Raw genomic sequence first — 24,429 nt, forward strand, 5'->3', positions numbered from 1 at the left:
TTTTCCCGGTGGGGGTCTGTGGAAATTCCACAAAACGGAAACAGGAATGCTGTGGTTTTTGTCAAAAAGTTGTGGAAGAGTTGGGGTTTTTTGTGACATTTTGCGTGATTGAATGGCGTGATATTTTCATGTAGAATAGAATCGAAATCAAATTCATAAAGATGGAGGAGTGGCCCCATGAAACTTCTGGAAGAACGCATCCGTAAAGACGGAAAGATCAAGGGTGGAGACGTGCTCAAGGTGGACAGCTTTCTGAACCACCAGATGGATGTGGCCCTCTTCCAGGAGATCGGCAAGGAATTTTACCGGCTGTACGGCGACTGCGGAGTCACCAAGATTTTGACCATCGAGGCATCGGGGATCGGGATCGCGTGCGTGACTGCGCAGTTTTTTGGTTGCCCTGTGATCTTTGCCAAGAAGAACAAGACCAAGAACATCGCCGGCGACGTCTACACCTCCAAGGTGGAGTCCTTTACCCACGGCAAGGTCTATGACATCATCGTGGCCAAGGAGTTCCTGCTTCCCACCGACCGGGTGGTCCTCATCGACGACTTCCTGGCCAACGGCTCCGCCCTCCAGGGCCTCATCAACCTGGTCCGGGACGCGGGCGCGGAGCTGGTGGGCGCCGGCATCTGTGTGGAGAAGGCCTTCCAGCCCGGCGGCAACCTCATCCGCAGCATGGGCGTTCGGGTGGAATCCCTGGCCCGTGTGAAGTCCATGGGCGAGGACGGCAGCATCGAGTTCTGCGACTAAAGCCGCCCAATGGGGATGCGTCTGGAAAGCTGTGCCCCATGTTCGTCACTCCCTTTTTTCTTACATAGGTTCCCAGCATGCTGCCGCAGCCGAGCGGGAGGGTTCAGAGACCTCCTGCCGGGATGAGCGGATCGCCTTTCGGCTGTCCCGCCGCGGTACATATTTTGATCGGATACCCCGGCTGTGACAGCCGTTTTGCGTTTTTGGGTGTCAAACATCATTTTTGAGGAGGACAATGAATCATGAAGAAGCGCATCCTTGCCATGCTCCTGGCCGGGTCCATGATCTTCGGCCTGGCCGCCTGCTCCGGCGGCGGCAGCACCGAGACCACCCCCGCCGAGACCGGTTCCGCCGAGACCACCCCCGCGGAGACCGACGGCGCCAAGACCGTGAAGGTGGGCCTCATCTGCATCGGCGACGAGAACGACCAGGGCTACACCTACAACTTCATCCGTGGCCAGGAGGCCGCCACCGAGGCTCTGGCCGAGAAGGGCATCAACGTGGAGTGGAGCGTGAAGTGGAACATCGGAGAGGACTCCTCCTGTGAGGAGGCCAACATCGAGCTGGCCGAAGAGGGCTGCCAGCTCATCATCAACAACTCCTTCGGCTTCGAGGAGTACATGCTGAAGGTGGCCCCCGACTACCCCGACATCCAGTTCATCGCCTGCACCAACCAGGCCTCCGCCGTGGACGACCTGCCCAACACCCACAACGCCTTCGCCAACATCTATGAGGGCCGTTACCTGGCCGGTGTGGTGGCCGGCATGAAGATGCAGGAGATGATCGACAACGGCGAGATCACCGCCGACCAGGCCGTCATCGGCTACGTGGGCGCCTATTCCTTCGCCGAGGTGATCTCCGGCTTTACCGCCTACTACCTGGGCGCCAAGAGCGTGTGCCCCTCCGTCACCATGAAGGTCAACTTCGTGGGCTCCTGGTCCGACGCCACCGCCGAGGGCAACGCCGCCCAGGCTCTGTGCGATGAGGGCTGCATTATGATCTCCCAGCACTCCGACAACACCACCCCCGCCACCGCTGCCCAGGCCGCCGGCGCCTTCCACACCGGCTACAACAACGACATGATCTCCATCGCCCCCGAGGCCTCCCTCATCGGCACCCGCATCGACTGGTCCGTGTACTTTGAGTACGCCATCGAGGCCGTGACCAACGGCGAGGAGTTCGACCAGGATTGGTGCCACGGCATGGATATGGGCGCCGTGGTCATGACTCCCCTCAACGAGGAGATCGCCGCCGCCGGCACCGCTGAGAAGCTGGCCGAGGTGGAGCAGCAGATCCACGACGGCACCCTCAACGTCTTCGACACCTCCACCTTCACCGTGGACGGCGCTGAGATGACCACCTGCATGGCCATCGACACCGACGGCGACTTCGTGGCCGACTCCGAGGAGGCCGTGTTCGACGGTGCCTTCCACGAGTCCTACTTCCAGTCCGCCCCCTACTTCACCGCCAAGATCGACGGCATTGAGTGGGTCAACGAGGCTTATTAAGCGGCATAACGTATGAAAAGGGGAGGACCGCTGTCCCGGCGGTCCTCTCCTTTTTTCACCGAACCCCGCAAAACCTTCCCCCCTCAGGGGGGAAGGTGCCCCAATGAGCACACTGGGGCGGATGAGGGGGGTAGGTGTAGGAGACAAGAGGAAATCCGCCATGCCGGCGCACCCTCATCCGTCATTTGCTCCGCAAATGCCACCTTCCCCCTTCCAGGGGGAAGGACCTGGAGGGCGAAGTTTTCCGCCCCCGGGACTTGTTCCGGGGAGGGGCCTCCGGTATAATGGAATTGAGAAACGGCCGTCACGGAGACGGGAGAAAGGATGACAGCCTTGGAAACTGTCCACGCCATTGAGCTGCGGGGCATCACCAAGCGCTTCGGCGCCAAGGTGGTGGCCAACGACCACATCGACCTGGCCCTGGACCGGGGGGAGATCCTCTCCCTGCTGGGGGAGAACGGCAGCGGCAAGACCACGCTCATGAACATGCTCTCGGGGATCTACCTGCCCGACGAGGGCGAGATCCTCATGGAGGGGAAGCCCATCGCCATCCGCTCCCCCAAGGACGCCTACGACCACGGCATCGGCATGATCCACCAGCACTACAAGCTGGTGGACGTGTTCACCGCCGCGGAGAACATCGTCCTGGGCCTCCACGACGGAAAGAAGCTGGACCGGAAGGAGATTGCCCGCAAGGTGCGGGAGATCAGCGACAAGTACGGCTTCGGCATCGACCCGGACAAGAAGATCTACGACATGTCGGTGTCGGAGAAGCAGACGGTGGAGATCGTCAAGGTGCTTTACCGCGGTGCCGACATCCTCATCCTGGACGAGCCCACGGCGGTGCTCACCCCCCAGGAGACCGACCGCCTCTTTGACATCCTGCGGGCCATGAAGGCCGACGGCAAGGCCATCGTCATCATCACCCACAAGCTCCACGAGGTCATGGCCATCTCCGACAAGGTGGCGGTGCTGCGCAAGGGCAAGTACATCGGCACGGTGAACACCGCCGATACCGACCCCCAGAAGCTCACCGAGATGATGGTGGGCCATGCGGTGAGCCTGAACATCGACCGGCCGGAGGCCAAGTACCACGACCTGCGGCTGGAGGTGAAGGGCCTCAACTGCCTGGGCAGCGACGGGGTGCCCGCCCTCACCGACGTGAGCTTCCAGGCCATGGGCGGCGAGATACTGGGCATCGCCGGCATCGCCGGCTCGGGCCAGAAGGAGCTGCTGGAGGCCATCGCCGGGCTCCAGAAGGCGGAGTCGGGCCACATCTTCTACTATCCGCCCCACCCCAAGAGCGACATCGCCGGCAAGCATGTGCCGGTGGACAAGGCGGGGGAGGAGCTGGTGGGGAAGACCCCCACTCAGATCCAGAAGATCGGCGTCTCCCTGGCCTTCGTGCCCGAGGACCGGCTGGGCATGGGCCTGGTGGGCGGCATGGGCCTGGTGGACAACATGATGCTCAAGACCTACAAGGAGCACCCCGGCCCCTTCGTGGACCGGAAGCCCCCCAAGGCCCTGGCCGAGAAGCTCATCCAGGAGCTGGAGATCGTCACCCCCGGTGTGGGTACTCCGGTGCGGCGGCTCTCCGGCGGCAACGTGCAAAAGGTGCTGGTGGGCCGGGAGATCGCCTCCAGCCCCACGGTGCTCATGACAGCCTATCCCGTCCGGGGCCTGGATATCAACTCCTCCTACACCATCTACCGCCTCCTCAACGAGCAGAAGATGAAGGGAGTGGCCGTCCTCATGGTGGGCGAGGACCTGGACGTGCTGCTGGAGCTGTGTGACCGCATCCTGGTCCTCTGCGGAGGCCGGGTCTCCGGCGTGGTGGACGGCCGCACCGCCACCAAGGAGGAAGTGGGTCTCCTCATGACCCACGTGGGCGGCGGAAAGGAGGCGGAAGACCATGCATGAAGCCAATACCCCCCTCATCCGGCTGGCCAAGCGGGACGGCATGTCCCGGGGAAAGATGTGGGCCATCCGGGCGGCCGCCTTCGTGGTGGCCATCCTCATCGGCGCCGTCGTCTTTCTCCTCATCGGCAATAACCCCATCTCGGCCTACGGCACCATCCTCACCGGCTCCCTGGGCAAAAAGACGGCCATCCGCCAGACGGTGCGCATCGCCATCCCCCTGCTGGGTACCGCCCTGGCCATCGCCCCCTGCTTCAAGATGAAGTTCTGGAACATCGGCGCCGAGGGCCAGATCACCGCCGGCGCCGTGGGCGCCGCCTACTTCGCCCTCTTCTGGGCCGACAGGCTGCCCGGGCCGGTGCTGCTGGTGGTCATGGCCATCGCCGGCGCCCTCTTCGGCGGCATCTGGGCCCTCATCCCCGCCTTCTTCAAGACCCGGTGGGGCACCAACGAGACCCTCTTCACCCTCATGATGAACTACATCGCCATCGGCATCGTCAACTGGCTCCAGGGCGGCCCCTGGGAGGGCCGTCCCGGCTCCCAGATCATCCCCCAGTACGATGACGCCGCCGTCCTCCCCAAGGTGCTGGGGGTCCACTGCGGCTGGATCATCGTGCTGGCCCTCACCGTCCTCATGTACTTCTACATGAAGTACACCAAGCAGGGCTATGAGATCGCCGTGGTGGGCGAGAGCGAGAACACCGCCCGCTACGCCGGCATGAACGTGGGGCGCATCGTCATGCGGACCATGTTCCTCTCGGGCGCCATCTCCGGCCTGGTGGGCTTCATCGTCTCCTCCGGCGCCGACAACACCCTCCACTCCGGGGTGGCCGCCGGGGTGGGCTTCACCGCCATCACCGTGGCCTGGCTGGCCCAGCTCAACCCCTTCGCCATGGTGGGCATCTCCGCCCTCCTGGCCGTGCTGGAGAAGGGCGCCGCCACCCTCCAGACCCAGATGCAGGTGCCCGCCTCCATCTCCGACATCATCACCGGCATCATCCTCTTCTGCATGCTGGGCTGTGAGTTCTTCATCAATTACCGGGTGATCCTCCGGGGTCACCACAAGGAGGTGACCGGCGCATGAGCATCAATCAGAGCTTCCTGGTCCTTCTCATCAGTGCCGCCGTCCTCAACGGCACGCCCCTCCTCTTCGGCACCGTGGGCGAGATCCTGTCGGAAAAGGCGGGCAACCTGAACCTGGGCGTGGAGGGCATGATGTACATGGGCGGCGCCCTGGGCCTGGGGGCGGCCTTCTACTACGAGCAGGCCGCCGGCGGAAGCGCCAACGGCATCGTGGCCGTGGTGCTGGCCATCCTCTTCGCCTTCCTGGCCGGTGCCTTCGGCGCCCTCATCTACGCCTTCCTCACCATCTCCCTCCGGGCCAACCAGAACGTCACCGGCCTGGCCCTGGCCATCTTCGGCACCGGCGCCGGACAGTTCATCGGCGAGTACATGCGGGTGAGCGCCGGCGGCTACGTGGCCATCAGCAACTCCCTCAAAGACGTCTTTGCCAATTCCCCCTTCCCGGCGGCCCTGCGTCAGCTGCCCGTGGTGGGTCCCCTCATTTTTGGCTATAACATCTTCGTCTACGTGGGGGTGGCCATCGCCGTGGCCATGGCCTGGTTCCTCACCCGCAGCCGCGCCGGTCTACACCTGCGCTCCGTGGGCGAGTCCCCCGCCACCGCCGACGCCGCTGGCATCAACATCACCCGCTACAAGTACCTGGCCACCATCATCGGCGGCGGTATCTCGGCCATCGGCGGCATGGTCTACATCATGACCATCGCCGGCTGCGTGTGGAACCACGAGGGCCTCTCCGGCGAGGGCTGGCTGGCCGTGGCGCTGGTCATCTTCTGCCTATGGCGGCCCCTCAACGCCATCTGGGGCTCCATCCTCTTCGGCGCCCTCATGATCCTCTACATGCGCCTTCAGCTCCCCTTCATCCCCAGCCAGCTCTACAAGATCCTGCCCTATGTGGTCACCGTCATCGTCCTGGTGGCCGTCAGCATGCGCAAGAAGCGGGAAAACCAGCCTCCGGCTTCGTTGGGCAACGCCTACTTCCGGGAGGACCGGTAAGGGCAAATATGGTACAAAGAAGCGGTCCGCCAATCGGCGGACCGCTTTTTCATGTCCTGTAAATCCGTACATGTGGGGTGCGGCTTCCAAGACGCGCCTATGGCACCACGCCGCAAAGCTGGGGGATAGGGGCCGTCTCCCAAACAGGTTGACAACTGTCTACCTCTGTGCTATGCTCAAGGTAGACAAATGCTTACCAAGGAGGTGCGGCGCATGGAGGAGCCCATCAGTCTGACGGCGTCGGAGTGGCGGGTGATGGAGGCCCTGTGGGACCACGGCGGCCAGACCATCGCCCAGCTGACGGCGGCGCTGGAGGGGGAGACCGGGTGGGGCAAGCACACGGTGATCTCCTTCCTCAACCGCATGGAGAAGAAGGGGGCGGTGACCTACCACGAGGCCGGCCGGGCCAGGGTGTACGAGCCCGCCTGTCCCCGGCAGGAGGCCCGGCGGCAGGAGGCCCAGCGGTTTTTGGACCGGGTCTTTGCCGGGAGCCTGGGCGGCCTGGTGAGCACCATGGTGGACACCAAAGGGCTCTCCGAGGAGGACGTCCGCACCCTCATGGACATCCTGGACCGGGCGGAAGGGGGGAGCGGCCGTGACCGTCCCTGAACACATCCTGTGGGCCACGGCGGTGATCCTGACCGTGCTCCTCCTGCGCCATACCCTGGGGCGGCGCATCCCCGCCCTGGGCCGGTATGCCCTGTGGCTGCTGGTTGCCCTGCGCCTGCTAGTGCCGGGGCGGCTGGCGGTGTGGCCCGCCCGGTTGGCGGAGGAGGTGGCCCCCACGCCGGTGACCCAGACCGTCCAGACCCTGCCGGAGGAGCAGCAGGAGGGGGAGACCGCCCCGGCCCAGACCACCGCGCCGCCGGAGGCGGCGGAGACCGCCCCCGCCCTCACTGTGGGGCAGGTGTGCTTTGCCCTGTGGCTCACCGGCGCCGCCGCCGTGGGAGGCTGGTTCCTGGTGGGGAACGTGCGGCTCTACCGCCGCCTGCGGCGGGACCGGGTCCCCTGTGCCCGGCCGGACTGTCCCGCGCCGGTATATGTGGTGGCAGACCTGCCGGGCCCCTGCCTGGCGGGGCTCTTCCGCCCCGCCATCTATTTACCGCCCGGCGTGGCCGACGACCCCGCGGCCTGCCGCCACGCCCTCACTCACGAGCTGTGCCACCGCGCCCACGGGGACAATTTCTGGGCCCTCCTCCGGGGGCTCTGCCTCACCCTGTGGTGGTTCCACCCCCTGGTGTGGGTGTCCGCCGTCCTCTCCCGCCGGGACTGCGAATTGGCCTGTGACGCGGCGGCGGTCAAACGCCTGGGAGAGGGTGAGCGCATCCCCTACGGCCGCACCCTGGTGACTCTGGCCGCCCATGCCGCCCGCCCCGGCGGACTTCTCCTCTCCGCCACCTCCATGGGGGCGGGGAAACAAGAACTGATGGAAAGGGTGACCTCCATGACAAGCCCCAAAAAGATTTCAAAGCTGGCGGTGTCCCTGACTCTGGCCCTGTCCCTGCTGGTGGGGACGGCGGCCTTCACCACCGCCGCCCAGAGCGGCAACGACTACCTGCCCCGGCAGGTCCAGCCCGACCCTACCCTCACCGTGGCCGCCCTGGACCCCACCGCCGTCACCATCCCCGACTTCGACTGGACCGGTAGCCAGCGCTCCTATGAAGCCGAAGTCCTCATCCGCTGGATGTCGGCCTACGGCCAGCAGTTCTACGCTCTGCCGGAGGGCAACCCCTGGAAGGCCAGCGACGTGTGGGTGGTGCCCAATGTCTTTTACGGCAAGGGCAACGGCATCCTGGGCGGCGCCGGGGAGGACGACGGATTCTATGCCAGCGTGGTAGACTCCACCGGGAAAAACCGCTACGCCGACACCTGGGTGACCCTGGCCATCCAGCCCGTGGGGGGCATCCAGGCGGTGGAGCCCCTCTTTCGGGGCGGCGTCCCACAGGGCACCGGGGACTTCGCCGGCTATGTGCTCCTTCAGTACCATGTGAGTGTCATCTGTGAGGCCAACGGGGACGGCCGGTGGCACGACCGGGGCAGCAGCCCCAGCTGGAACACCCTGCCGCCGGGAGAACCGGAAACCTGGACGGCGGAGCAGCTGGCGCTGTGGGCCAATAACCTGCCCTGGGACATGAACGTCAACGTGGAGGATGACACGGCGGCCTCCTGCCAGGAGGCGGGGGAGACGTGGGCGGCGTGGTACGGCGAGCACTTCCTCACCGCTCCCAACAACGGCCACCCCCTCAAGGCCGACGACGTCCGGGTGGGGAACGTCACCCTCCTCAGCCAGACGGCGGACACCCTCTCATTCCGGGTGGAGCTGGCCTTCCGGCCCATCTGGGGGACGGAGGGGGCCATGGCCTTCTGTACGGGCCAGTACGGCGCCGATGCCTGCGCCCTGGGCACGGGGGAGCTGGAGGGGTACGTCACCCTCACCCTGTCCCTGACTCTGGAGCAGGACACCGACCGCACCTCCCCCTGGATCTGGTGGACGGGCGTCCAGCCCGACTGAGCAAAAAGGCGGCCTCCGGAGCGTCTGCTCCGGAGGCCGCCTCAGCTTGTCAAAAAAGTGTCTATACGCCGGATTTTGTACAAGAGCCTCGCAGAGTTCCGTCATCCGCAGATGACGGAATCAAGTTCAATCTGTTTTTCCGGGGACATGTGCCTCGGAAAAAACTCTGCTCAGCCCGCAAGCGTGCGAGCGTAGCGAGTGCGACGCAGCGGGCTGCATCTCTTCGAAAAAATGCTTGCATTTTTGAGAGAGCCTGTCGACTTTGTCGACAGGCGTCCGCTCCGGAGGCCGCCTTCGTTTTGCCCATAGACAGCAAAAACCGGACGCCTGCTCCTGACGTCCGGCCCCTGCCAAAAGGAAAGAGGATACAATGAAATGAAAAGAAACTGTCTCTTGCGAGTATTATAGTACCGTAGAGTTGTTAACAATCAAATCCTCAATTGTTACAAGAAGATTAAATCTTTCCGGTTTGCTGTAAAGTTCGTGTAATCTGGTGGACATAGAAAAAGAGCGGCGGGGTGACCGCCGCTCTCTTCCCGGATCGGAGGATAGAATGAAAAGAAGAATCGTCTCTTGCTGATTGTGATGATACCAGTAGATTGTTACAAAAGAAGGCCACAGATGTTACAAATTTGTGAAACCTACCGAAGACGCTCAAAGAACCGCCGCAGGAGGGCGGCGCAGGGCTCCTTCAGGATGCCGCCGTAGACCCGGGGGTGGTGGTTGAAGTCCTCCATGAAGAGGTTGAGCACGGAGCCGCAGCAGCCCGCCTTGTCGTCCTTGGCGCCGTAATACACCCGGTCGATGCGGGCGTTGACGATGGCCCCGGCGCACATGGGGCAGGGCTCCAGAGTGACGTAGAGGGAGCAGCCGTGGAGGTTCCAGCCTCCCCGGTGGGCGCAGGCCGCGCGGATGGCCTCCACCTCGGCGTGGGCCAGGGCGTCGCTGTTGGCCTCCCGGCGGTTCCAGCCCTCCCCGATGACGGTCCCGTCCCGGTCGGCCACCACGCAGCCCACCGGCACGTCCCCCGTCTCCAGGGCACGCTGGGCCAGCTCCAGGGCCCGGGTCATATACTGTTCCGGCGTCATGGGACGCCCCCTTTCTGCGGCTGGGCTTGTATTGGGCGCCCGAACCGGGTATGATGAGAGGAGAGGGGCGGAAAGCCCCCGCGCAAAGGAGAAAAAACATGAAGGACATTCTGCTCTTTTATTTGCCCGGCTGCCCACACTGCAAGCTGGCCCTCCGGTTCCAGGAGGAGCTGCTGGCGGAGCACCCGGCGTGGAAGGACATCCCCTTCCAAATGGTGGACGAGTCCAGGGAGGCTGCTCTGGCCGACACCTACGACTACTATTATGTGCCCACCTACTACGTGGGCGGCCAAAAGGTCCACGAGGGCCACGCCGAGAAGTGCGACGTGGAGCAGGTCTTCCGTCTGGCGGCGGAGGGCTAACCGGGGGTGTCCACATCCACCAGTTCGGCGGGGTCGGAAACCTCGGTGAGGGTGAGGAGGTCCCGGTGGGCCCGGATGACGGCGCTGCCGCCGGTGTCCCCGCTGAGGGCCATGAGCTCGGGGTAGAGGGCCTTGGGAAAGACCACCGGGTTGCCCTTTTTCCCCTGGAAGGCCAGGGCGTGGATGCGGTCCGGCGACTCCTGAAAGGCATTTAATAGCTTGATGATACTATCCGTAGTCAGATTTGGCTGGTCACAGACGGCAAACAGGGCCCCGTCACTGTGCCACGCCGCCTGAAGCCCCAGACGGATGCCCGCTGCCACCCCTTCCCAGGGGTGGCAGTTTTGTATGGGCAGATAGCCTTCCCTGGCGGCGTCCACCAGGATCTGGCCGTACTGGCTGGTGACCACCGCCGAGGAGAAGAGGGCGGGGGGCAGGGCGGCAAAGGCCCGGCGGTAGAGGGGGACGCCCTCCCACAGGGCAAGGAGCTTGTTGCCGCCGTACCGCCGGCCAAAGCCGGAGGCCAGCAGGATGCAGGCGATCTTCATTTGGACCTTACCGCCAGAACTGGCTGGGACCCCGGCGGACGAACTGGCCCTGCCCCTCCAGGACTACCTTGCCGTCCCGGGCGGCCAGGGCTCCGCTGAGGAAGACGGCCTCGGGCTTGCCGGTGAGGGTCATGCCCTCGTAGGGGGTGTAGTCCACCGCCTGGACCTGCTCCTTGGCGGTGATGGTCCAGGTGCGGGCGGGGTCAAAGATGACCACGTCGGCGTCGCTGCCTACGGCCAGGCAGCCCTTTTGCGGCCACATGCCGAAGAGCTTGGCGGGCTGCTCCGCCAGGAGCCGCACCAGGTCGCTGACCGTCATCCGGCCCTGGCCCACCCCGAAGTGGTACATGAGGGCGGGGCGGTGCTCCACGCCGGGCAGGCCGTTGGGGATTTTTGAGAAGTCCTCCCGGCCCAGCTCCTTCACCCCGTGGAAGTCGAAGGAGCAGTGGTCGGTGCCCATGGTGTCGATGTCCCCGGCGGCGATGCCCTCCCACAGGGCCGCCTGGTCGTCCTTGCTCCGGGCGGGGGGGGAGAAGACGTACTTGGCACCCTCAAAGTCGGGGAGGCTGTACAGGCTGTCGTCCAGGAGGAGGTACTGGGGGCAGCTCTCCACGTAGAGCTTCTGACCCCGGGCACGGGCTGCCCGGACGGCCTCCAGGCCCCGGCGGGTGGAGAGGTGGACGATGTTCACCGGCACCCCCGCCAGCTCGGCGATGGAGAGATAGCGGCTCACCGCCTCGGCCTCCACCAGGGGGGGACGGGACAGGGGGTGGGCCTCGGTGCCCAGATTGCCCGCCGCCTTCTGTGCGGCGATGCCCTTGGTCACCAGATCGCCGTTTTCACAGTGGCAGCCCACCACGGCCCCCTCCGCCGCCGTGGCCTTCAGGACCTCGTAGATGACCCCGTCGGAGAGGCGCAGGTTGTCATAGGCCATGTAGACCTTGTAGGAGGTGACCCCGGCGGCGGTCATGTCCTTCAGCTCGGCTTTGATGCGGGGGTCCCAGTCCTTGATGGTCATGTGGAAGCCGTAGTGGCAGCTGGCCACCCCGTCGGCCCGACCATGCCAGGTCTCCAGGGCGGAGGCCAGGGAGCAGCCCCGCTGGCTCTCGGCGAAGTCCAGCACCGTGGTGGTGCCCCCGGCCAGGGCGGCCATGGAGCCGGTCCGCCAGTCGTCGGCCGTCTCGTTGGGCAGGCCCTTGTTCATCTCGAAGTGGGTGTGGGTGTCAATGAAGCCGGGGAAGACCAGCTTCCCGGCGGCGTCCACCACCTGGGAGTCTCCGGCGGGCAGGTGGGGACCGATCTGGGTGATCTTGCCGCCGTCCATGCGCAGGTCGGCCTGGACGGGACCCTCGGGCAGCACCAGGGTGCCGTTCCGGATGAGGATAGACATAGGAATGACCTCCTTTTCAGTGTGAAACTTCATGCGCCCAGGATGCGCCACGAAAACAGGCAAACGCCGGGGCGCATGAAGTTTTTGCGCATGTGGGCCGTCCCGGCCCACGCGCTGTGATTGAATGGCCGTGCCGCTAAAAGCGGCACATGGCTAATTTTGCTATGCTTTTGCATAGCAAAACAAACGGGCTCCCATCCTGACTGTGCCGTCAAAATGGAAGCCCGTGCGCGCGGCACTTCGTTACAGCTTCTCGGGAAAATTCAGCGGAAAATGGCCCACAGCACCACAGGGACGGCCAGCTTCAGCACGGAGGAGACCACCTCCATGACGGTGAAGTAGGCCATGGCCTTCTGGGCGCTGCCGGTGTTCTGGACGAAGGCGTCCAGAGTGTTCTGAAAGCTCTGCTCCTTCTTGTGCTGACCGGAGAGGACGTCGCTGAGGACCCGGATGAGGGAGTAGACCAGCAGGGCCAGCCACACCATGAAGACCACGGTCCGGGTAAGGGAGCCGCCGTCGCCGGCGATGAAGAGGACGAAGCTGAGGACCAGGGCCAGGATGGTGACCACGGGGTAGAGACGGGCGGCGGTTTTGGCCGCGCCGGAGACGGGAGACGTGGACATGGGAAGGACCTCTCTTTTCTCAGTTTGTGGGTCAGGGACGGATATTCCGGGCGTCGAAGGCGGAGAGGAGGGCGTCCAGGTCGGGGCGGACCAGCATGGGCTCCCCGGCGGCCCTGATGCCGTTGGCCACGTCCTTAAGGCCGTTGCCTGTGACGATGCTCACCACGGTGGAATCAGGATCGATGAGTCCCAGCTCCAGGGTCTTTTTCACCCCGGCGGTGCCAGTGACCCCGGCGGGCTCACCAAAGACCCCCTGGGTCCGGCCCAGAAGGCGCATGGCCTCCAGAATCTCCTCGTCGGACACGTTGACGGCAATGCCACCCGACTCCCGGACGGCGTTCAAAGCCTTGTCGGCGTTCCGGGGCACGCCCACGGCGATGGAGTCGGCCAGGGTATTCTCCTCCATGGGCGACCAGGGCTCCCCGGTCTGGAGGGCGCGGTTTAAGGGGCAGCAGCCCTCCGCCTGGACGGAGAGAAGTTTGGGCAGGCGGTCGATGAAGCCGGTCTCGTAGAGGTCCTTGAGACCCTTCCACACCCCGGCGATGGTGCAGCCGTCCCCCACGGAGAGGGCCACATAGTCGGGGACCTGCCAGTGGAGCTGCTCCATGAGCTCGAAGCTCACGGTCTTTTTGCCCTCGGAGAGGTAGGGGTTGATGGCGGCGTTGCGGTTGTACCAGCCCCAGCGGTCGATGGCGGCCTTGGAGAGGGCAAAGGTGTCCTCATAGGAGCCGTCCACGCTGATGACGGTGGCGCCGAAGATCATGAGCTGGGCCACCTTGCCCTTGGGGGCGCGGCTGGGGACGAAGATGTAGGTGGAAAGCCCCGCCGCCGCGGCGTTGCCCGCCAGGGAGGAGGCGGCGTTGCCGGTGGAGGAGCAGGCGATGGTGTCGGCCCCGGCCTCCCGGGCCTTGACCACCGCCATGGCGGAGGCACGGTCCTTCAAAGAGGCGGTGGGGTTCTGACCGTCGTCCTTGATGTAGAGGGTCTTTAAGCCCAGGACCCCGGCCAGCCGGTCGGCCTTATAGAGAGGGGACCAGCCCACCCGCAGGGGCGGGGCGGGGGAGTCCTCCTCCACCGGCAGGAAGGGCCGGTACCGCCACATGGACCAATCCCGGGTTTGCTCCAGATCGGCGGGGGAAAAGTGGTCACGGATGGCGGAATATGAATACTGAATGTCTAATATACCGCCGCATTTACAGGTTGTGATCGTTGGAAGGGCCTCGTACTCCGCGCCGCAGCGGGTGCACTTGGCGCCCAGGACGTATTTCATGGGACACCTCCTTGGTGGTGGGGTCATTCTTCTCCGTGGGGCGCGGCTTCCCAGACGCGCCAAACCACGTCCCGGACCATTGCTTTCTGTTACGGAAAAGGACGGGAGAGACGGTTTCAAAGACCATTTCTTTTTCCCTGCTGGAAAAAGAACGGTTTTTGGAATCCAAAGAAAAAGGGGCTTCCAAGCGGGTTAGGTGGCTCCAAATAGGAATCCGGCGGCCCGGCTTTACGCCCCCGCCCAGCACCGGCACCGTCCACAGGAGACTCCGCCGGTGGAACAGGGAAAGGCCGTGGTTTTATCCCCACTTTTTTCGCCGCCTGCGTGGGTGGGTGTCGGGACGTGGCGCCGCTGCCTGGTATTCCCTTTGCAGCGCCGATCCCTTACAGGCTCTTCAGGACGCCGCTCTCCTCGTTGAAGGCGTTGATGAGTTCGTCCAGGGCGTCGGCCTGGTGGTGGACGGCGTCCCAGGTGTGCTCGGTGTCGTACCAGAGGGCGTCCAGCTCCTCCACGGTGCGGCCCTGCTGCTCCACCCAGGTGTAGTACTTGAGGTTGTGGACCCGCTTCCGGGCGGGGTAGGTAAGCTCCTCCATGGAGTCGGTCCGCAGGCCCAGCATGTGGAGGTTGTGGTCCACCGCCGCCGCCTTGGCATCGTAGGGGCCGTACTCCTCGGCCAGCTCCTGGATGCGGGAGCCGTACATATCGGCGGAGTCGGTGAGGACGGTGAACACCAGGTCCTTGCCGGTAAACTCGTAGTACTTGGCCATCTTGATGCAGCAGAGCACATTGGCGATGCCGCTGATGCCCAGCCAGGACAGCTTGGAAATGGTCTCGTCGTTCACCCCGGCCTCTTCCTTCAGGTAGCGGAGACCGGCGGGGTCGTTGAAGAGCCGCAGCAGCCGCTGGGAGTCCTCGTCGTCGATGGCGATGACCATGTCGGTGTTCTTCACGTCGTGGATCCAGGGCACATGCTTGTCGCCGATGCCCTCGATGCGGTGGCCGCCGAAGCCGTTGTTGAGGAGGGTGGGGCACTGGAGGGCCTCGCCCACGGCCAGCTTCATGGTGGGGTAGACCTCTTTGAGGTAGTCGCCGCAGCCGATGGTGCCGGCGGAGCCGGAGGTGAAGCAGGCGCCCGCCATGTGGTCGCCGGGGCCTTTCAGGTGCTCAAAGACGGTGGCGATGGCGTCGCCGGTGACCTGGTAGTGCCAGAGGTGGTTGCCCATCTCCTCGAACTGGTTGAAGACCATCATGTGGGGCTGCTGCTTGAGCTCGTTGGCCTTGTCGAAGATCTCCTTCACGTTGGACTCGCAGCCGGGGGTGGCGATGACCTCGCCGGCGATGGACTTGAGCCAGTCAAAGCGCTCCCGGCTCATGCCCTCGGGGAGGATGGCCACCGAGTCCACCGCCAGCAGCTTGGAGTTGAAGGCGCCGCCCCGGCAGTAGTTGCCGGTGGAGGGCCAGACGGCGTGGTCGGCGGTGGCGTCGAACTGGCCGGTGACCAGCCGGGGCACCAGGCAGCCGTAGGAGGCGCCCACCTTGTGGCAGCCGGTGGGGAACCACTTGCCCACCAGGCAGACGATGCGGGCGGGAACGCCGGTGAGGGCGGAGGGCAGCTCGATGTAGTTGGGCACGGCCTGGTAGAGGCCGCCGGTGGCCTTGGCCTCGTTCTTCCAGGTGATGCGGAAGAGGTTGAGGGGGTCCACATCCCACAGGCCCACGTGGCGCAGCCGGTCCTGGATCTTGCCGGGCACGGTCTCCGGGTGCTTCATCTGCTGGTAGGTGGGGATGACCACCCCGTTCTCCCGGGCTTTCTGGATGTTCCGGGCCAGGGCGTCGGGGTGGAGGGTGAGATTGATCATGACAAAAAGCCTCCTTCGTCGTGGGCGGCTGCCGGCCGTCCCGGGTGATGTTGGTGACTCCATCATAACATACCAAGGGGAGAAATCAAGGGGAAAGGTCAAACTTTGGACGGCGGCGGAAAAACATTGACAAGGCGGCGGGGCGTGGTATGATGGGAGTAAGAACGACAGTGGAGAGGGGGAGACAGCCATGGGCAGACGGATCGTGGCCGCCATCGGGGGCAACGCTCTGGGGGCGACCCTGCCGGAGCAGCGCCGGGCGGCGGAGGAGACCGCTAGGGTGCTGGCCGGACTCATCCAGGGGGGCGACCAGGTGGTGCTGGTCCACGGCAGCGGACCCCAGATCGGCCTCATCAGCGCCGCCATGACCGGCCTCTCCCGCACCGACCCCGACCATCCCATGGCCCCCCTGTCGGTGTGTACCGCCATGGCCCAGGGCTACATCGGCTACGACCTCCAGAACGCCCTGGGGGAGGAGCTCCTCCGCCGGGGTCTGAACCGGCCGGTGGTCACCCTCCTGACCCAGGTGGAGGTGGACCCCGCCGACCCCGCCTTCGACCATCCCGACAAGCCCGTCGGCACCTTCCTCACCGAGGCCGAGGCCAAAGAGATGGCCCGCCGGGGGAACCCGGTGATGGAGGACGCCGGCCGGGGCTGGCGGCGGGCGGTGGCCTCCCCCCGGCCCAAACGGGTGGTGGAGCTGGAGAGCATCCGCACCCTGCTGGACCACGGCACCGTGGTGGTGGCCGGCGGCGGGGGCGGTATCCCCGTGGCGGCCCAGGGCAACGCCCTCAAAGGGGTGGGGGCCGTGGTGGACAAGGACTTCACCGCCGCCCTGCTGGCCCGGGAGCTGGACGCCCAGGTCCTCCTCATCCTCACCGGTGTGGCCGGGGTGTCCGTCCACTACGGAAAGCCCAACCAGCGCCAGCTCACCCACATGACGGTGCCGGTGGCCCGGGAGTACCTGGCCCGGGGGGAGTTTGCCGCCGGGTCCATGGGCCCCAAGGTGGCCGCCGGGGCGGAGTTCGCCCAGTCGGGGCCGGGCCGGCGCTGTGTCATTACCGACCTCTCCCACGCCGCCGACGCCCTCCGGGGCCAGGCGGGGACCACCATCGGATAACATAAAAAGCCTTCCCCTGGGGGAAGGTGCCCCAGTGCGCACACTGGGGCGGATGAGGGGGAGCCTTGCGGCGTGGTATTCCGTCTCGTTTCCTTGCTTTTCTGTGACGTGAAAGGACGGGGGAGACGGTCAAAGACCATTTTTTTCCCTGCTGGAAAAGAATGGTTTTTGGAATCCAAAGAAAAAGGGGCTCCCGTGCGGGTTGAGTGGTCCCAAATAGGAATCCAGCGGCCCGTCTTTACGCCCCCATAGAGGTCCAGCACCGTCCACAGGTGACTCCGTCGGCGGAACAGGGAGAAGCTGTGGTCCTATCCTCAATTTTTTCGCCGCCTGCGTGGGTGGGTACCGGGACGTGGTGGCGCTGACTGGTGTTGTCGCTGCTGCGGCGCGGGTGGTACTGCTCCGGCGCACCCAAATCATTTGCTTCCAAAGAGGGAGGGCGATTCCGCCTTTCCTCTTTCTTTTTTGTTGGAATTGAGATATAATGCCCATGACAGGAGGTGTACTTTTGTGGAAATTGGAAGAAGTATCCACCGGGTGGATGCCTTGGACAAGGTGACCGGCCGGGCGAAATATACCGACGATCTCCGGGGCCAGGGGGTCCTGGTGGCCAGGATCCTCCACAGCACCATCGCCAACGGCGTGGTGAAGGAGATGGACCTCACCGAGGCCCAAAAGGTGCCCGGCGTGGTGAAGATCCTCACCTGCTTTGACGTACCGGACATCCAGTATCCCACCCCCGGCCATCCCTGGAGCGTGGAGGCCGCCCACCAGGACGTGGCCGACCGGAAGCTCCTGGCCCGGCGGGTGCGCATCTACGGGGAGGATATCGCTGTGGTGGTGGCGGAGGACGAGATTGCCGCCGAGCACGCCCTGAAGGCCATCCAGGTGACCTATGAGGAGTACCCCGTCTACACCGACCCGGAGGCGGCCATGGCCCCGGGGGCGGTGGCCATCCACGACGAGCACCCGGACAACATCCTCCGGCACACCTGCTTTGACGTTCTGACCCCGGGCGCCGGCGGGCGGGGGGTGGACGAGGTCTTTGCCGACCCGGCCTACCGCCACTTCGAGGCCCACATCGACACCCAGGCCGTCCAGCACTGCCACATCGAGAACCCGGTGTCCTACGCCTGGATGGAGGGGGACCGGATCGTGGTGGTGTCCTCCACACAGATCCCCCACATTGTGCGCCGGGTCATCGGCCAGGCTCTGGGCATCGGCTGGGGCAAGGTGCGGGTCATCAAGCCCTACATCGGCGGCGGCTTCGGCAACAAGCAGGAGGTCCTCTACGAGCCCCTCAACGCCTGGATCACCACCCAGATCGGCGGGCGGAAGGTGAAGCTGGAGCTCACCCGGGAGGAGACCTTCCAGAACACCCGCTCCCGCCACGCCATCCACTTCGACGTGAAGGCGGCTGTGGACCCGGAGAGCATGCGCCTCATGGCCCGTACCTGCCGGGCGGTGAGCAACCAGGGCGGCTACGCCTCCCACGGCCACTCCATCGTGGCCAACGCCGTCACCGGCTTCCGCCAGACCTACCCCGACGCCTTCGCCCACCGGTCCGACGCCTACACCGTCTACACCAACCTGGGCTCCACCGGCGCCATGCGGGGCTACGGCATCCCCCAGTGCAACTTCGCCGGGGAGTGCTTCATGGACGACATTGCCCGGGAAATGGGCTGGGACCCCATCGCCTTCCGGCTCAAAAACATCATGCCCCAGGGCTACGTGGACCCCACCAACGGCATCACCTGCCATTCCACTGGTCTGGCCGAGTGCATCCGCAAGGGCGCAGAGTTCATGGACTGGGAGAAACTCCGGGCGGAGTACGCCAAGCCCCAGACGGGGCCGGTCCGCCGGGGCATCGGCATGGCGGTCTTCTCCTACAAGACCGGCGTGTGGCCCATCTCCCTGGAGACCGCCTCCGCACGGGTGATCCTCAACCAGGACGGCACCGTCCAGCTCCAGCTGGGCGCCACCGAGATCGGCCAGGGCGGTGACACCGTCTTTTCTCAGATGTGCGCCCAGGCCATCGGCATCCCCACCGAGGACGTACACATCGTCTCCTTCCAGGACACCGACACCGCCCCCTTTGACACCGGCGCCTACGCCTCCCGGCAGACCTACGTCACCGGCAAGGCCATCAAGAAGGCGGGGGAGTCCTTCCGGGCCAAGGTGCTGGACTTCGCCGCCGGGCTCACCAACCTGGACCGGGGCAACCTGGACATCCGGAGCCGGGACGTGGTGAGCACGGTCAGCGGCGAGGCGGTGCTCAGTCTGGCCGACCTGGCCATGGAGGCCTTCTACTCTCTAAAGCACTGTGAGCACATCACCGCCGAGGAGACCGTCCAGTGCAAGAACAACACCTTCGCCTTCGGCGCTTGCTTCGCCGAGGTGGAGGTGGATATCCCCGTGGGCAAGGTGAAGGTGCTGCGCATCGTCAACGTCCACGACTCGGGCAAGCTCATCAACCCCAAGCTGGCCGAGGCGCAGGTCCACGGCGGCATGAGCATGGGCCTGGGCTATGCCCTCAGCGAGGAGATGAAGTACGACGACAAGGGCCGTCTCCTCAACGGCAACCTCTTGGACTACAAGCTGCCCACCGCCATGGACCACCCGGAGCTCCACGCCCTCTTCGTGGAGACCGACGACCCCTCCGGACCCTTCGGCAACAAGGCACTGGGGGAGCCCCCCGCCATCCCGGTGGCGGGCGCCGTGCGGAACGCCGTCCTCCAGGCCACCGGCGTGGCCATCCACCGGCTGCCCATGAATCCCCAGCGCATGGTGGAGGCCTTCACCGAAGCCGGACTCATCGAAAAGGGGGAATGAGCCATGTATGACCTGACATCCATCTACCGGGCGGCGTCGGTGGCCGACGCCATCGCCGCCCTGGAAAAGGACCCCCAGGCGGTGGTCATCGCCGGAGGCTCCGACGTACTCATTAAAATCAGGGAGGGCAAGCTGGCGGGCTGCCGGCTGGTGTCCATCCACGGCCTGGACGCCGAATTGGCTGGCGTCAAGGTCCAGGAGAACGGCGACCTGGCCATCGGGCCCCTCACCACCTTCCACAACGTGACCTTTGATCCCCTCATCCGAGCCCACGTCCCCGTGCTGGGGGAGGCCGCCGATATGGCCGGCGGGCCTCAGCTCCGGGCGGTGGGTACCATCGGCGGCAACGTGTGTAACGGCGTCACCTCCGCCGACACCGCCTCCACCCTCATGGTCTTCGGCGCACAGATGCACGTCCAGGGTCCCGACGGCTGGCGGGTGGTGCCCATCGACGACTGGTACAAGGGGGTAGGCAAGGTGGACCTCCGGCCCGCCGAACTCCTGTGCCGCATCGTCATCCCCAAGGCCAACTTCGAGGGGTGGACCGGCCACTACATCAAATACGCCCAACGCAACGCCATGGACATCGCCACCCTGGGGGTGAGCTGCCTGGTGAAGCTGTCGGCGGACAGGACCGTCTGTGAGGACGTGCGCCTGGCCTTCGGCGTGGCGGCGCCCACCCCCATCCGCGCCCGCACCGCCGAGGACGGGGTCCGGGGCCTCACCGTGGCCCAGGCGGCGGAGCAGATCGGGGACCTGGCCCTTCAGGACATCAATCCCCGGACCAGCTGGCGGGCTTCACGGGAGTTCCGGGTCCAGCTGGTGAAGGAGCTCTCCGGCCGCGCCCTCCTGGAGGCGGCCCGGAAGGGAGGTGCTCAGGTATGATGGAGATTCTGCACTGCACCGTCAACGGCAAGCCGGTGGAGGTGGGCTACGACCTGCGGGAGTCCCTGCTGGACACCCTCCGGGACCGGCTGGGCCTCACCAGCGTGAAGCGGGGCTGCGAGGTGGGGGAGTGCGGCGCCTGCACCGTCCTGGTGGACGGGGTGGCCATCGACTCCTGCATTTACCTCACCGCCTGGTGCGAGGGCAAGCATATCCTTACCGTGGAGGGCCTCCAGGGTGAGAACGGCGAGCTCAATCCCATTCAGAAGGCCTTTATTGAGGAGGCCGCCGTCCAGTGCGGCTTCTGCACCCCTGGCATCATCATGTCGGCGGTGGAGATCGTGGGCTCGGGCAAGCAGTACACCCGGGAGGAGCTGCGCAAGCTCATTTCGGGGCACCTGTGCCGCTGCACCGGCTACCAGAACATCCTCAACGCCGTGGAGCGGGCCGTCAACGAGTGCCACAAGATTGTGGGTAAGTAACCTACTTTTTCTTGCCCTACTTTTTCTTGAAAGAAAAAGTAGGCAAAAAGAACTTTGGTACCGCTCCGGACGTTCAACGTATCCGGCGTCTACGCCCGGTCACGGGAAATAAGCAGTAAATAGAGCATTGAGCACCATACTAAAAAACACGGGCGCTGACGACCGGCAGCGCCCGTGTTTTTTGTAATTCCACGAGGGGAAGGTCTGCGGCGGCCAGCACAACCCTCCCGCGTCGCAGAAACGGCAATACCAGACAGCGCCACCACGCCCCGCCCCCCACCCACGCAGGCGGCGAAAAAAGTGGGGATAGAACCACCGGTTTTCCCTGTTCCACCGGCGGAGTCTCCTGTGGACGGTGCTGGTGCTCAATGGGGGCGTAAAGACGGGCCGCCGGATTCCTATTTGGAGCCACTCAACCCGCACGGGAGCCCCTTTTTCTTTGGATTCCAAAACCCATTTCTTTTTCCAGCAGGGAAAAAGAAATGGGTTTTGAGCCGTCTCTCCCGTCCTTAAACGTAGCAGAAAGAAAACAAAGCGTAAACCACGCTCAAAGTCCCCCCTCATCTGACGGCTTGCGCCGCCACCACGGGTTAAGGAAGAAGGTCATTTCTTCTGACTGTCCACCGGACAGTCAGACCCCCAGGGGAAGGCTTACGGGCGGATGATATCCGCCCCTACTCACATCACAGGGCCGATCTGCCGCCCGGAAAACAGAAAAAACCGCCCCGGACCAGCGGTCCGGGGCGGGCTTGTTCGATGATAAAGGGGCCTGAATCAGGCGGTCATGTCCTTCAGGTCCTCGGCCACGGTGAAGTCGGCCTCGGTAGCGGCCTTGACGTCGTCCACAGTGAACTCGGGGTTGATCTCGGTCATGACGAGGCCGTTCTCAGTGACCTCCATCACGCACATCTCGGTGATGATCTTGGTGATGCAGTGCACGGCGGTGTAGGGCAGGGTGCACTTCTTCAGGATCTTGGGCTTGCCCTTAGCGGTGTGCTCCATGGCCACGATGACGGTCTTGGCGCCCACCAGCAGGTCCATGGCGCCGCCCATGCCGGGCATCTTCTTGCCGGGGATGATCCAGTTGGACAGAGAGCCCTCCTGGTCCACTTCCAGGCCGCCCAGGATGGTGGCGTTGACGTGACCGCCGCGAATGAAGCCGAAGGAGGTGGCGGAGTCGATGTAGCAGCCGAACTTGGCAGCCTGAGCGGGAGCGCCGCCGGCGTCGGTCTTGTAGGAGGGCTCAGCCTCGTCGGCGGTGGGCTTGCTGCCGGTGCCGATGATGCCGTTCTCGGACTGGAGGACCACATGCACGCCCTCGGGCAGATAAGCGGGGACCATGGTGGGCAGGCCGATGCCCAGGTTCACCACGTCGCCGTCCTTGAGCTCCTTGGCCACGCGCTTGGCAATGAAGCCTTTGATCTCAGACTTTTCCATTACAGCTTCCCTCCATCCACGATGTAGTTGACGAAAGCGCCGGAGGTGACGACGTTTTCGGGGGCGATGTCACCGATCTCCACCAGGTTGTCGGCCTCGGCGATGACCAGGTCGGCGGCGGTGGCCATGACGGTGTTGAAGTTACGGGTGGTGCCCTTGTACCACATGTTGCCGAACTTGTCGATCATGTGGGCGTTGACCACGGCCACGTCGGCGTGGATGGGCTTCATAAGCAGGTAATCCTTGCCGTCGATGGTCTGCTTGCCCAGGCAGAAGGGGGAGTCCTCCACGATGGTGCCCACACCGGTGGGGGTGAGCACGCCGCCCAGACCGGCGCCGGCGGCCCGGATCATCTCAGCCAGGGAGCCCTGGGGAATGAGGTCGACGGTGAGGGTCTTGTCCACCATGCTCTGGGTGGCCACGTCGGGGGTCATACCCACGTGGGTCGCGATGACGTGCTTAACCTGATGATTGTGGACCAGCTTGGCCATGCCGTAAAATTCCTCGCCATTGGGGCCGGTCGCCATGCCGCAGTCGTTGCCGATGATGGTGAAGTCCTTCTTGCCGCTGTTGGCCAGGGCTTCGATGATGTGATGGGCGCTGCCGCAGCCCAGGAAGCCGCCAAACATGATGGTTGCCCCGTCGGGGATCATGGCTACGGCTTCCTCCACGGAAATAATTTTAGCCACTGTTCGTTCCCTCCTAATAATAATGGCAGGTAGTCCCGGCAGGGGACCCACGTTCCTGTCGGTACTATGATGCTCACTCGTATTCTAGCACTTTTTCCAGGCGGTGGCAACACCTATGCCCCCGCCAAAACTCAAAATACCGGGGTGATTTTGCAAAAAAACACCCGTAAAAAAGGGCGGGATCTTTTGGAAAGATCCCGCCCGGAATGGTGATGGGGAAATACGCGTCCTCGTCCCGTTGGGGCGGCATATAGTCCGCCGGTGACGGACTCAGACCCGATTGCTCCTGCGCCAGATGCCCATTTTCTCGGCGTCCTGGATGAGCTGCTCCCGGAAGTCCGGGTGGGCGATGGAGATGATCTTCTCCGCCCGCTCCCAGGTGGTGGTCCCCTTCAGGTTCACCATGCCGTACTCTGTGACCAGGTAGTGGATGGTGGACCGGGGATCGGTGGCGATGGTGTTGGGCATGCCGCCGATGCCCAGCTGGGCCACCGGCGGGTTGTCACCCTCCACAACCATGTCCACGTCCTTGATGTTGATCTCGCTGCCCGTGAGACCAATGCCCCAAGGCAGGTTCTTGTTGACCTCCACGATGACCACCTTGGCCTTGGCCAGCATGTCAGCGATATGGGAGGTCACCAGCCCGAAGTTGAAGTTGCCGTGGGCGTCCATGGGTGTGACCTGGAGCATGGCCACGTCCACCTGGAGGTCATCCCGGTAGAAGCGGGGCAGCTCGGAGTAGCGCATGGGGCTGAAGTAGCCCATGCCCTTGGCCACGATCTTGCGGTCGATGCCGCTCATATGCCAGGAATTCCAGACGAAGTGCTCAGCAGCATCTTCCGGCCTTTGCGATCTCCGGCATCCACATGGTGGCGCCGCCCCGGACCTTCACATCCGTAAGCTCGTCCTTGCGTTCTGCCAGGGCCTTGTCCAGAGCCACGGGATGGTTGGTACACCACCCGTAGTCCACCCAGTCCCCGGACTTGACCACCTTGACCGCCTCGGCGGCGGTGGTCAGCTTCTCTTCATACAGCTTCTGAACATCCATGGGTCACCTCTGCTCAGGTCGGCCCAGGAC

Annotated in this window: 20 protein-coding genes and 1 pseudogene; 12 read left to right on the forward strand and 9 right to left on the reverse strand. The window is 64.5% G+C overall.

The features are described from left to right. Nucleotides 1-177 precede the first annotated feature (177 nt). From E0E29_RS04850 to E0E29_RS04880, 7 genes are all read left to right on the forward strand, one after another. Nucleotides 178-753 carry a xanthine phosphoribosyltransferase gene (locus E0E29_RS04850; protein ID WP_130848878.1) on the forward strand — a complete coding sequence of 192 codons (576 nt, stop codon included), beginning with the start codon at nucleotides 178-180 and terminating at the stop codon, nucleotides 751-753. A 242-nt stretch (nucleotides 754-995) separates the two neighbouring features. Continuing rightward, a complete protein-coding gene (locus tag E0E29_RS04855; protein ID WP_130848879.1) occupies nucleotides 996-2,261 on the forward strand; it encodes a BMP family ABC transporter substrate-binding protein in 1,266 nt (421 codons plus the stop codon). 324 nt (nucleotides 2,262-2,585) lie between these two features. Continuing rightward, nucleotides 2,586-4,181, forward strand: coding sequence for an ABC transporter ATP-binding protein (locus E0E29_RS04860; protein WP_341273097.1), 1,596 nt, complete (start codon nucleotides 2,586-2,588; stop codon nucleotides 4,179-4,181). Continuing rightward, nucleotides 4,174-5,262 carry an ABC transporter permease gene (locus E0E29_RS04865; protein WP_130848880.1) on the forward strand — a complete coding sequence of 363 codons (1,089 nt, stop codon included), beginning with the start codon at nucleotides 4,174-4,176 and terminating at the stop codon, nucleotides 5,260-5,262. The genes E0E29_RS04860 and E0E29_RS04865 overlap by 8 nt, the downstream gene beginning before the upstream one ends. Further along, nucleotides 5,259-6,254, forward strand: a complete 996-nt coding sequence (locus E0E29_RS04870; RefSeq protein ID WP_130848881.1) for an ABC transporter permease — start codon at nucleotides 5,259-5,261, stop codon at nucleotides 6,252-6,254. Before E0E29_RS04865 ends, E0E29_RS04870 begins: the two co-directional genes overlap by 4 nt. Nucleotides 6,255-6,467: 213 nt before the next feature. Further along, nucleotides 6,468-6,863 (forward strand): BlaI/MecI/CopY family transcriptional regulator, encoded by a 396-nt coding sequence (locus E0E29_RS04875; protein WP_165449793.1) that lies wholly within the window; start codon nucleotides 6,468-6,470, stop codon nucleotides 6,861-6,863. Continuing rightward, complete coding sequence (locus E0E29_RS04880; protein ID WP_130848883.1) at nucleotides 6,850-8,766, forward strand: M56 family metallopeptidase; 1,917 nt, start codon at nucleotides 6,850-6,852, stop codon at nucleotides 8,764-8,766. The genes E0E29_RS04875 and E0E29_RS04880 overlap by 14 nt, the downstream gene beginning before the upstream one ends. A gap of 641 nt (nucleotides 8,767-9,407) precedes the next feature. Here E0E29_RS04880 and E0E29_RS04885 read toward each other — a convergent pair. Beyond that, a complete protein-coding gene (locus E0E29_RS04885) occupies nucleotides 9,408-9,854 on the reverse strand; it encodes a nucleoside deaminase (RefSeq protein WP_130848884.1) in 447 nt (148 codons plus the stop codon). A 98-nt stretch (nucleotides 9,855-9,952) separates the two neighbouring features. Here E0E29_RS04885 and E0E29_RS04890 point away from each other — a divergent pair, with 98 nt between their 5' ends. Further along, nucleotides 9,953-10,216: a thioredoxin domain-containing protein gene (locus tag E0E29_RS04890; protein WP_130848885.1), complete on the forward strand. Its 264-nt coding sequence runs from the start codon at nucleotides 9,953-9,955 to the stop codon at nucleotides 10,214-10,216. Here the strand turns inward: E0E29_RS04890 and E0E29_RS04895 are convergent. The 5 genes from E0E29_RS04895 to E0E29_RS04915 all read right to left on the reverse strand — a co-directional run bounded on the left by E0E29_RS04895 (nucleotide 10,213) and on the right by E0E29_RS04915 (nucleotide 15,906). Then, nucleotides 10,213-10,764 (reverse strand): nucleotidyltransferase family protein, encoded by a 552-nt coding sequence (locus E0E29_RS04895; RefSeq protein ID WP_242622371.1) that lies wholly within the window; start codon nucleotides 10,762-10,764, stop codon nucleotides 10,213-10,215. The two genes, E0E29_RS04890 and E0E29_RS04895, sit on opposite strands and share 4 nt — an antisense overlap. A 7-nt stretch (nucleotides 10,765-10,771) precedes the next feature. Beyond that, the gene (hydA, locus tag E0E29_RS04900; protein ID WP_130848886.1) at nucleotides 10,772-12,154 is read right to left on the reverse strand and encodes a dihydropyrimidinase; all 1,383 of its coding nucleotides are present in this window, start codon (nucleotides 12,152-12,154) and stop codon (nucleotides 10,772-10,774) included. A 263-nt stretch (nucleotides 12,155-12,417) separates the two neighbouring features. Then, a complete protein-coding gene (locus tag E0E29_RS04905; RefSeq protein ID WP_130848887.1) occupies nucleotides 12,418-12,777 on the reverse strand; it encodes a hypothetical protein in 360 nt (119 codons plus the stop codon). Nucleotides 12,778-12,808: 31 nt separating this feature from the next. Then, complete coding sequence (locus E0E29_RS04910) at nucleotides 12,809-14,047, reverse strand: threonine synthase (protein WP_130848888.1); 1,239 nt, start codon at nucleotides 14,045-14,047, stop codon at nucleotides 12,809-12,811. Between the two features lie 383 nt (nucleotides 14,048-14,430). Then, entirely contained in the window at nucleotides 14,431-15,906 is a 1,476-nt protein-coding gene (locus E0E29_RS04915) for a pyridoxal-phosphate dependent enzyme (protein ID WP_130848889.1), read from the reverse strand. Between the two features lie 190 nt (nucleotides 15,907-16,096). On the opposite strand from E0E29_RS04915, the gene arcC reads away from it, so the two are divergent. The 4 genes from arcC (at nucleotide 16,097) to xdhC (ending at nucleotide 21,225) form a co-directional block, all read left to right on the forward strand. Next, complete coding sequence (gene arcC, locus E0E29_RS04920; protein WP_130848890.1) at nucleotides 16,097-17,026, forward strand: carbamate kinase; 930 nt, start codon at nucleotides 16,097-16,099, stop codon at nucleotides 17,024-17,026. 510 nt (nucleotides 17,027-17,536) lie between these two features. After that, the gene (gene xdhA, locus E0E29_RS04925) at nucleotides 17,537-19,858 is read left to right on the forward strand and encodes a xanthine dehydrogenase subunit XdhA (protein ID WP_130848891.1); all 2,322 of its coding nucleotides are present in this window, start codon (nucleotides 17,537-17,539) and stop codon (nucleotides 19,856-19,858) included. Between the two features lie 3 nt (nucleotides 19,859-19,861). Continuing rightward, nucleotides 19,862-20,743 (forward strand): xanthine dehydrogenase subunit XdhB, encoded by an 882-nt coding sequence (xdhB, locus tag E0E29_RS04930; RefSeq protein WP_130848892.1) that lies wholly within the window; start codon nucleotides 19,862-19,864, stop codon nucleotides 20,741-20,743. Beyond that, nucleotides 20,740-21,225, forward strand: a complete 486-nt coding sequence (gene xdhC / locus E0E29_RS04935; protein ID WP_130848893.1) for a xanthine dehydrogenase subunit XdhC — start codon at nucleotides 20,740-20,742, stop codon at nucleotides 21,223-21,225. Before xdhB ends, xdhC begins: the two co-directional genes overlap by 4 nt. Before the next feature lie 774 nt (nucleotides 21,226-21,999). On the opposite strand, the gene E0E29_RS04940 is transcribed toward xdhC, so the two are convergent. The 3 genes and pseudogenes from E0E29_RS04940 to E0E29_RS04950 form a co-directional block, all read right to left on the reverse strand. Next, nucleotides 22,000-22,662 carry a 3-oxoacid CoA-transferase subunit B gene (locus E0E29_RS04940; protein WP_130848894.1) on the reverse strand — a complete coding sequence of 221 codons (663 nt, stop codon included), beginning with the start codon at nucleotides 22,660-22,662 and terminating at the stop codon, nucleotides 22,000-22,002. Then, nucleotides 22,662-23,351, reverse strand: coding sequence for a CoA transferase subunit A (locus E0E29_RS04945; protein WP_130848895.1), 690 nt, complete (start codon nucleotides 23,349-23,351; stop codon nucleotides 22,662-22,664). Before E0E29_RS04945 ends, E0E29_RS04940 begins: the two co-directional genes overlap by 1 nt. Before the next feature lie 270 nt (nucleotides 23,352-23,621). Then, nucleotides 23,622-24,399: pseudogene (locus E0E29_RS04950) on the reverse strand (acetyl-CoA hydrolase/transferase C-terminal domain-containing protein). Between the last annotated feature and the right edge of the window lie 30 nt (nucleotides 24,400-24,429).

This window comes from Intestinimonas timonensis, from assembly GCF_900626145.1.
Classification (GTDB): Bacteria; Bacillota; Clostridia; order Oscillospirales; family Oscillospiraceae; genus Intestinimonas; species Intestinimonas aquisgranensis.

Coding starts and splice junctions, on each gene's coding strand:
- E0E29_RS04910 (WP_130848888.1), bottom strand. CDS start 14,047: ATGAAATACGTCCTGGGCGCCAAGTGCACCCGCTGCGGCGCGGAGTAC.
- E0E29_RS04860 (WP_341273097.1), top strand. CDS start 2,586: ATGACAGCCTTGGAAACTGTCCACGCCATTGAGCTGCGGGGCATCACC.
- xdhB (WP_130848892.1), top strand. CDS start 19,862: ATGTATGACCTGACATCCATCTACCGGGCGGCGTCGGTGGCCGACGCC.
- E0E29_RS04890 (WP_130848885.1), top strand. CDS start 9,953: ATGAAGGACATTCTGCTCTTTTATTTGCCCGGCTGCCCACACTGCAAG.
- E0E29_RS04875 (WP_165449793.1), top strand. CDS start 6,468: ATGGAGGAGCCCATCAGTCTGACGGCGTCGGAGTGGCGGGTGATGGAG.
- arcC (WP_130848890.1), top strand. CDS start 16,097: ATGGGCAGACGGATCGTGGCCGCCATCGGGGGCAACGCTCTGGGGGCG.
- E0E29_RS04895 (WP_242622371.1), bottom strand. CDS start 10,764: ATGAAGATCGCCTGCATCCTGCTGGCCTCCGGCTTTGGCCGGCGGTAC.
- E0E29_RS04870 (WP_130848881.1), top strand. CDS start 5,259: ATGAGCATCAATCAGAGCTTCCTGGTCCTTCTCATCAGTGCCGCCGTC.
- E0E29_RS04850 (WP_130848878.1), top strand. CDS start 178: ATGAAACTTCTGGAAGAACGCATCCGTAAAGACGGAAAGATCAAGGGT.
- E0E29_RS04855 (WP_130848879.1), top strand. CDS start 996: ATGAAGAAGCGCATCCTTGCCATGCTCCTGGCCGGGTCCATGATCTTC.
- E0E29_RS04905 (WP_130848887.1), bottom strand. CDS start 12,777: ATGTCCACGTCTCCCGTCTCCGGCGCGGCCAAAACCGCCGCCCGTCTC.
- E0E29_RS04915 (WP_130848889.1), bottom strand. CDS start 15,906: ATGATCAATCTCACCCTCCACCCCGACGCCCTGGCCCGGAACATCCAG.
- E0E29_RS04940 (WP_130848894.1), bottom strand. CDS start 22,662: ATGGAAAAGTCTGAGATCAAAGGCTTCATTGCCAAGCGCGTGGCCAAG.
- E0E29_RS04865 (WP_130848880.1), top strand. CDS start 4,174: ATGCATGAAGCCAATACCCCCCTCATCCGGCTGGCCAAGCGGGACGGC.
- E0E29_RS04885 (WP_130848884.1), bottom strand. CDS start 9,854: ATGACGCCGGAACAGTATATGACCCGGGCCCTGGAGCTGGCCCAGCGT.
- hydA (WP_130848886.1), bottom strand. CDS start 12,154: ATGTCTATCCTCATCCGGAACGGCACCCTGGTGCTGCCCGAGGGTCCC.
- xdhC (WP_130848893.1), top strand. CDS start 20,740: ATGATGGAGATTCTGCACTGCACCGTCAACGGCAAGCCGGTGGAGGTG.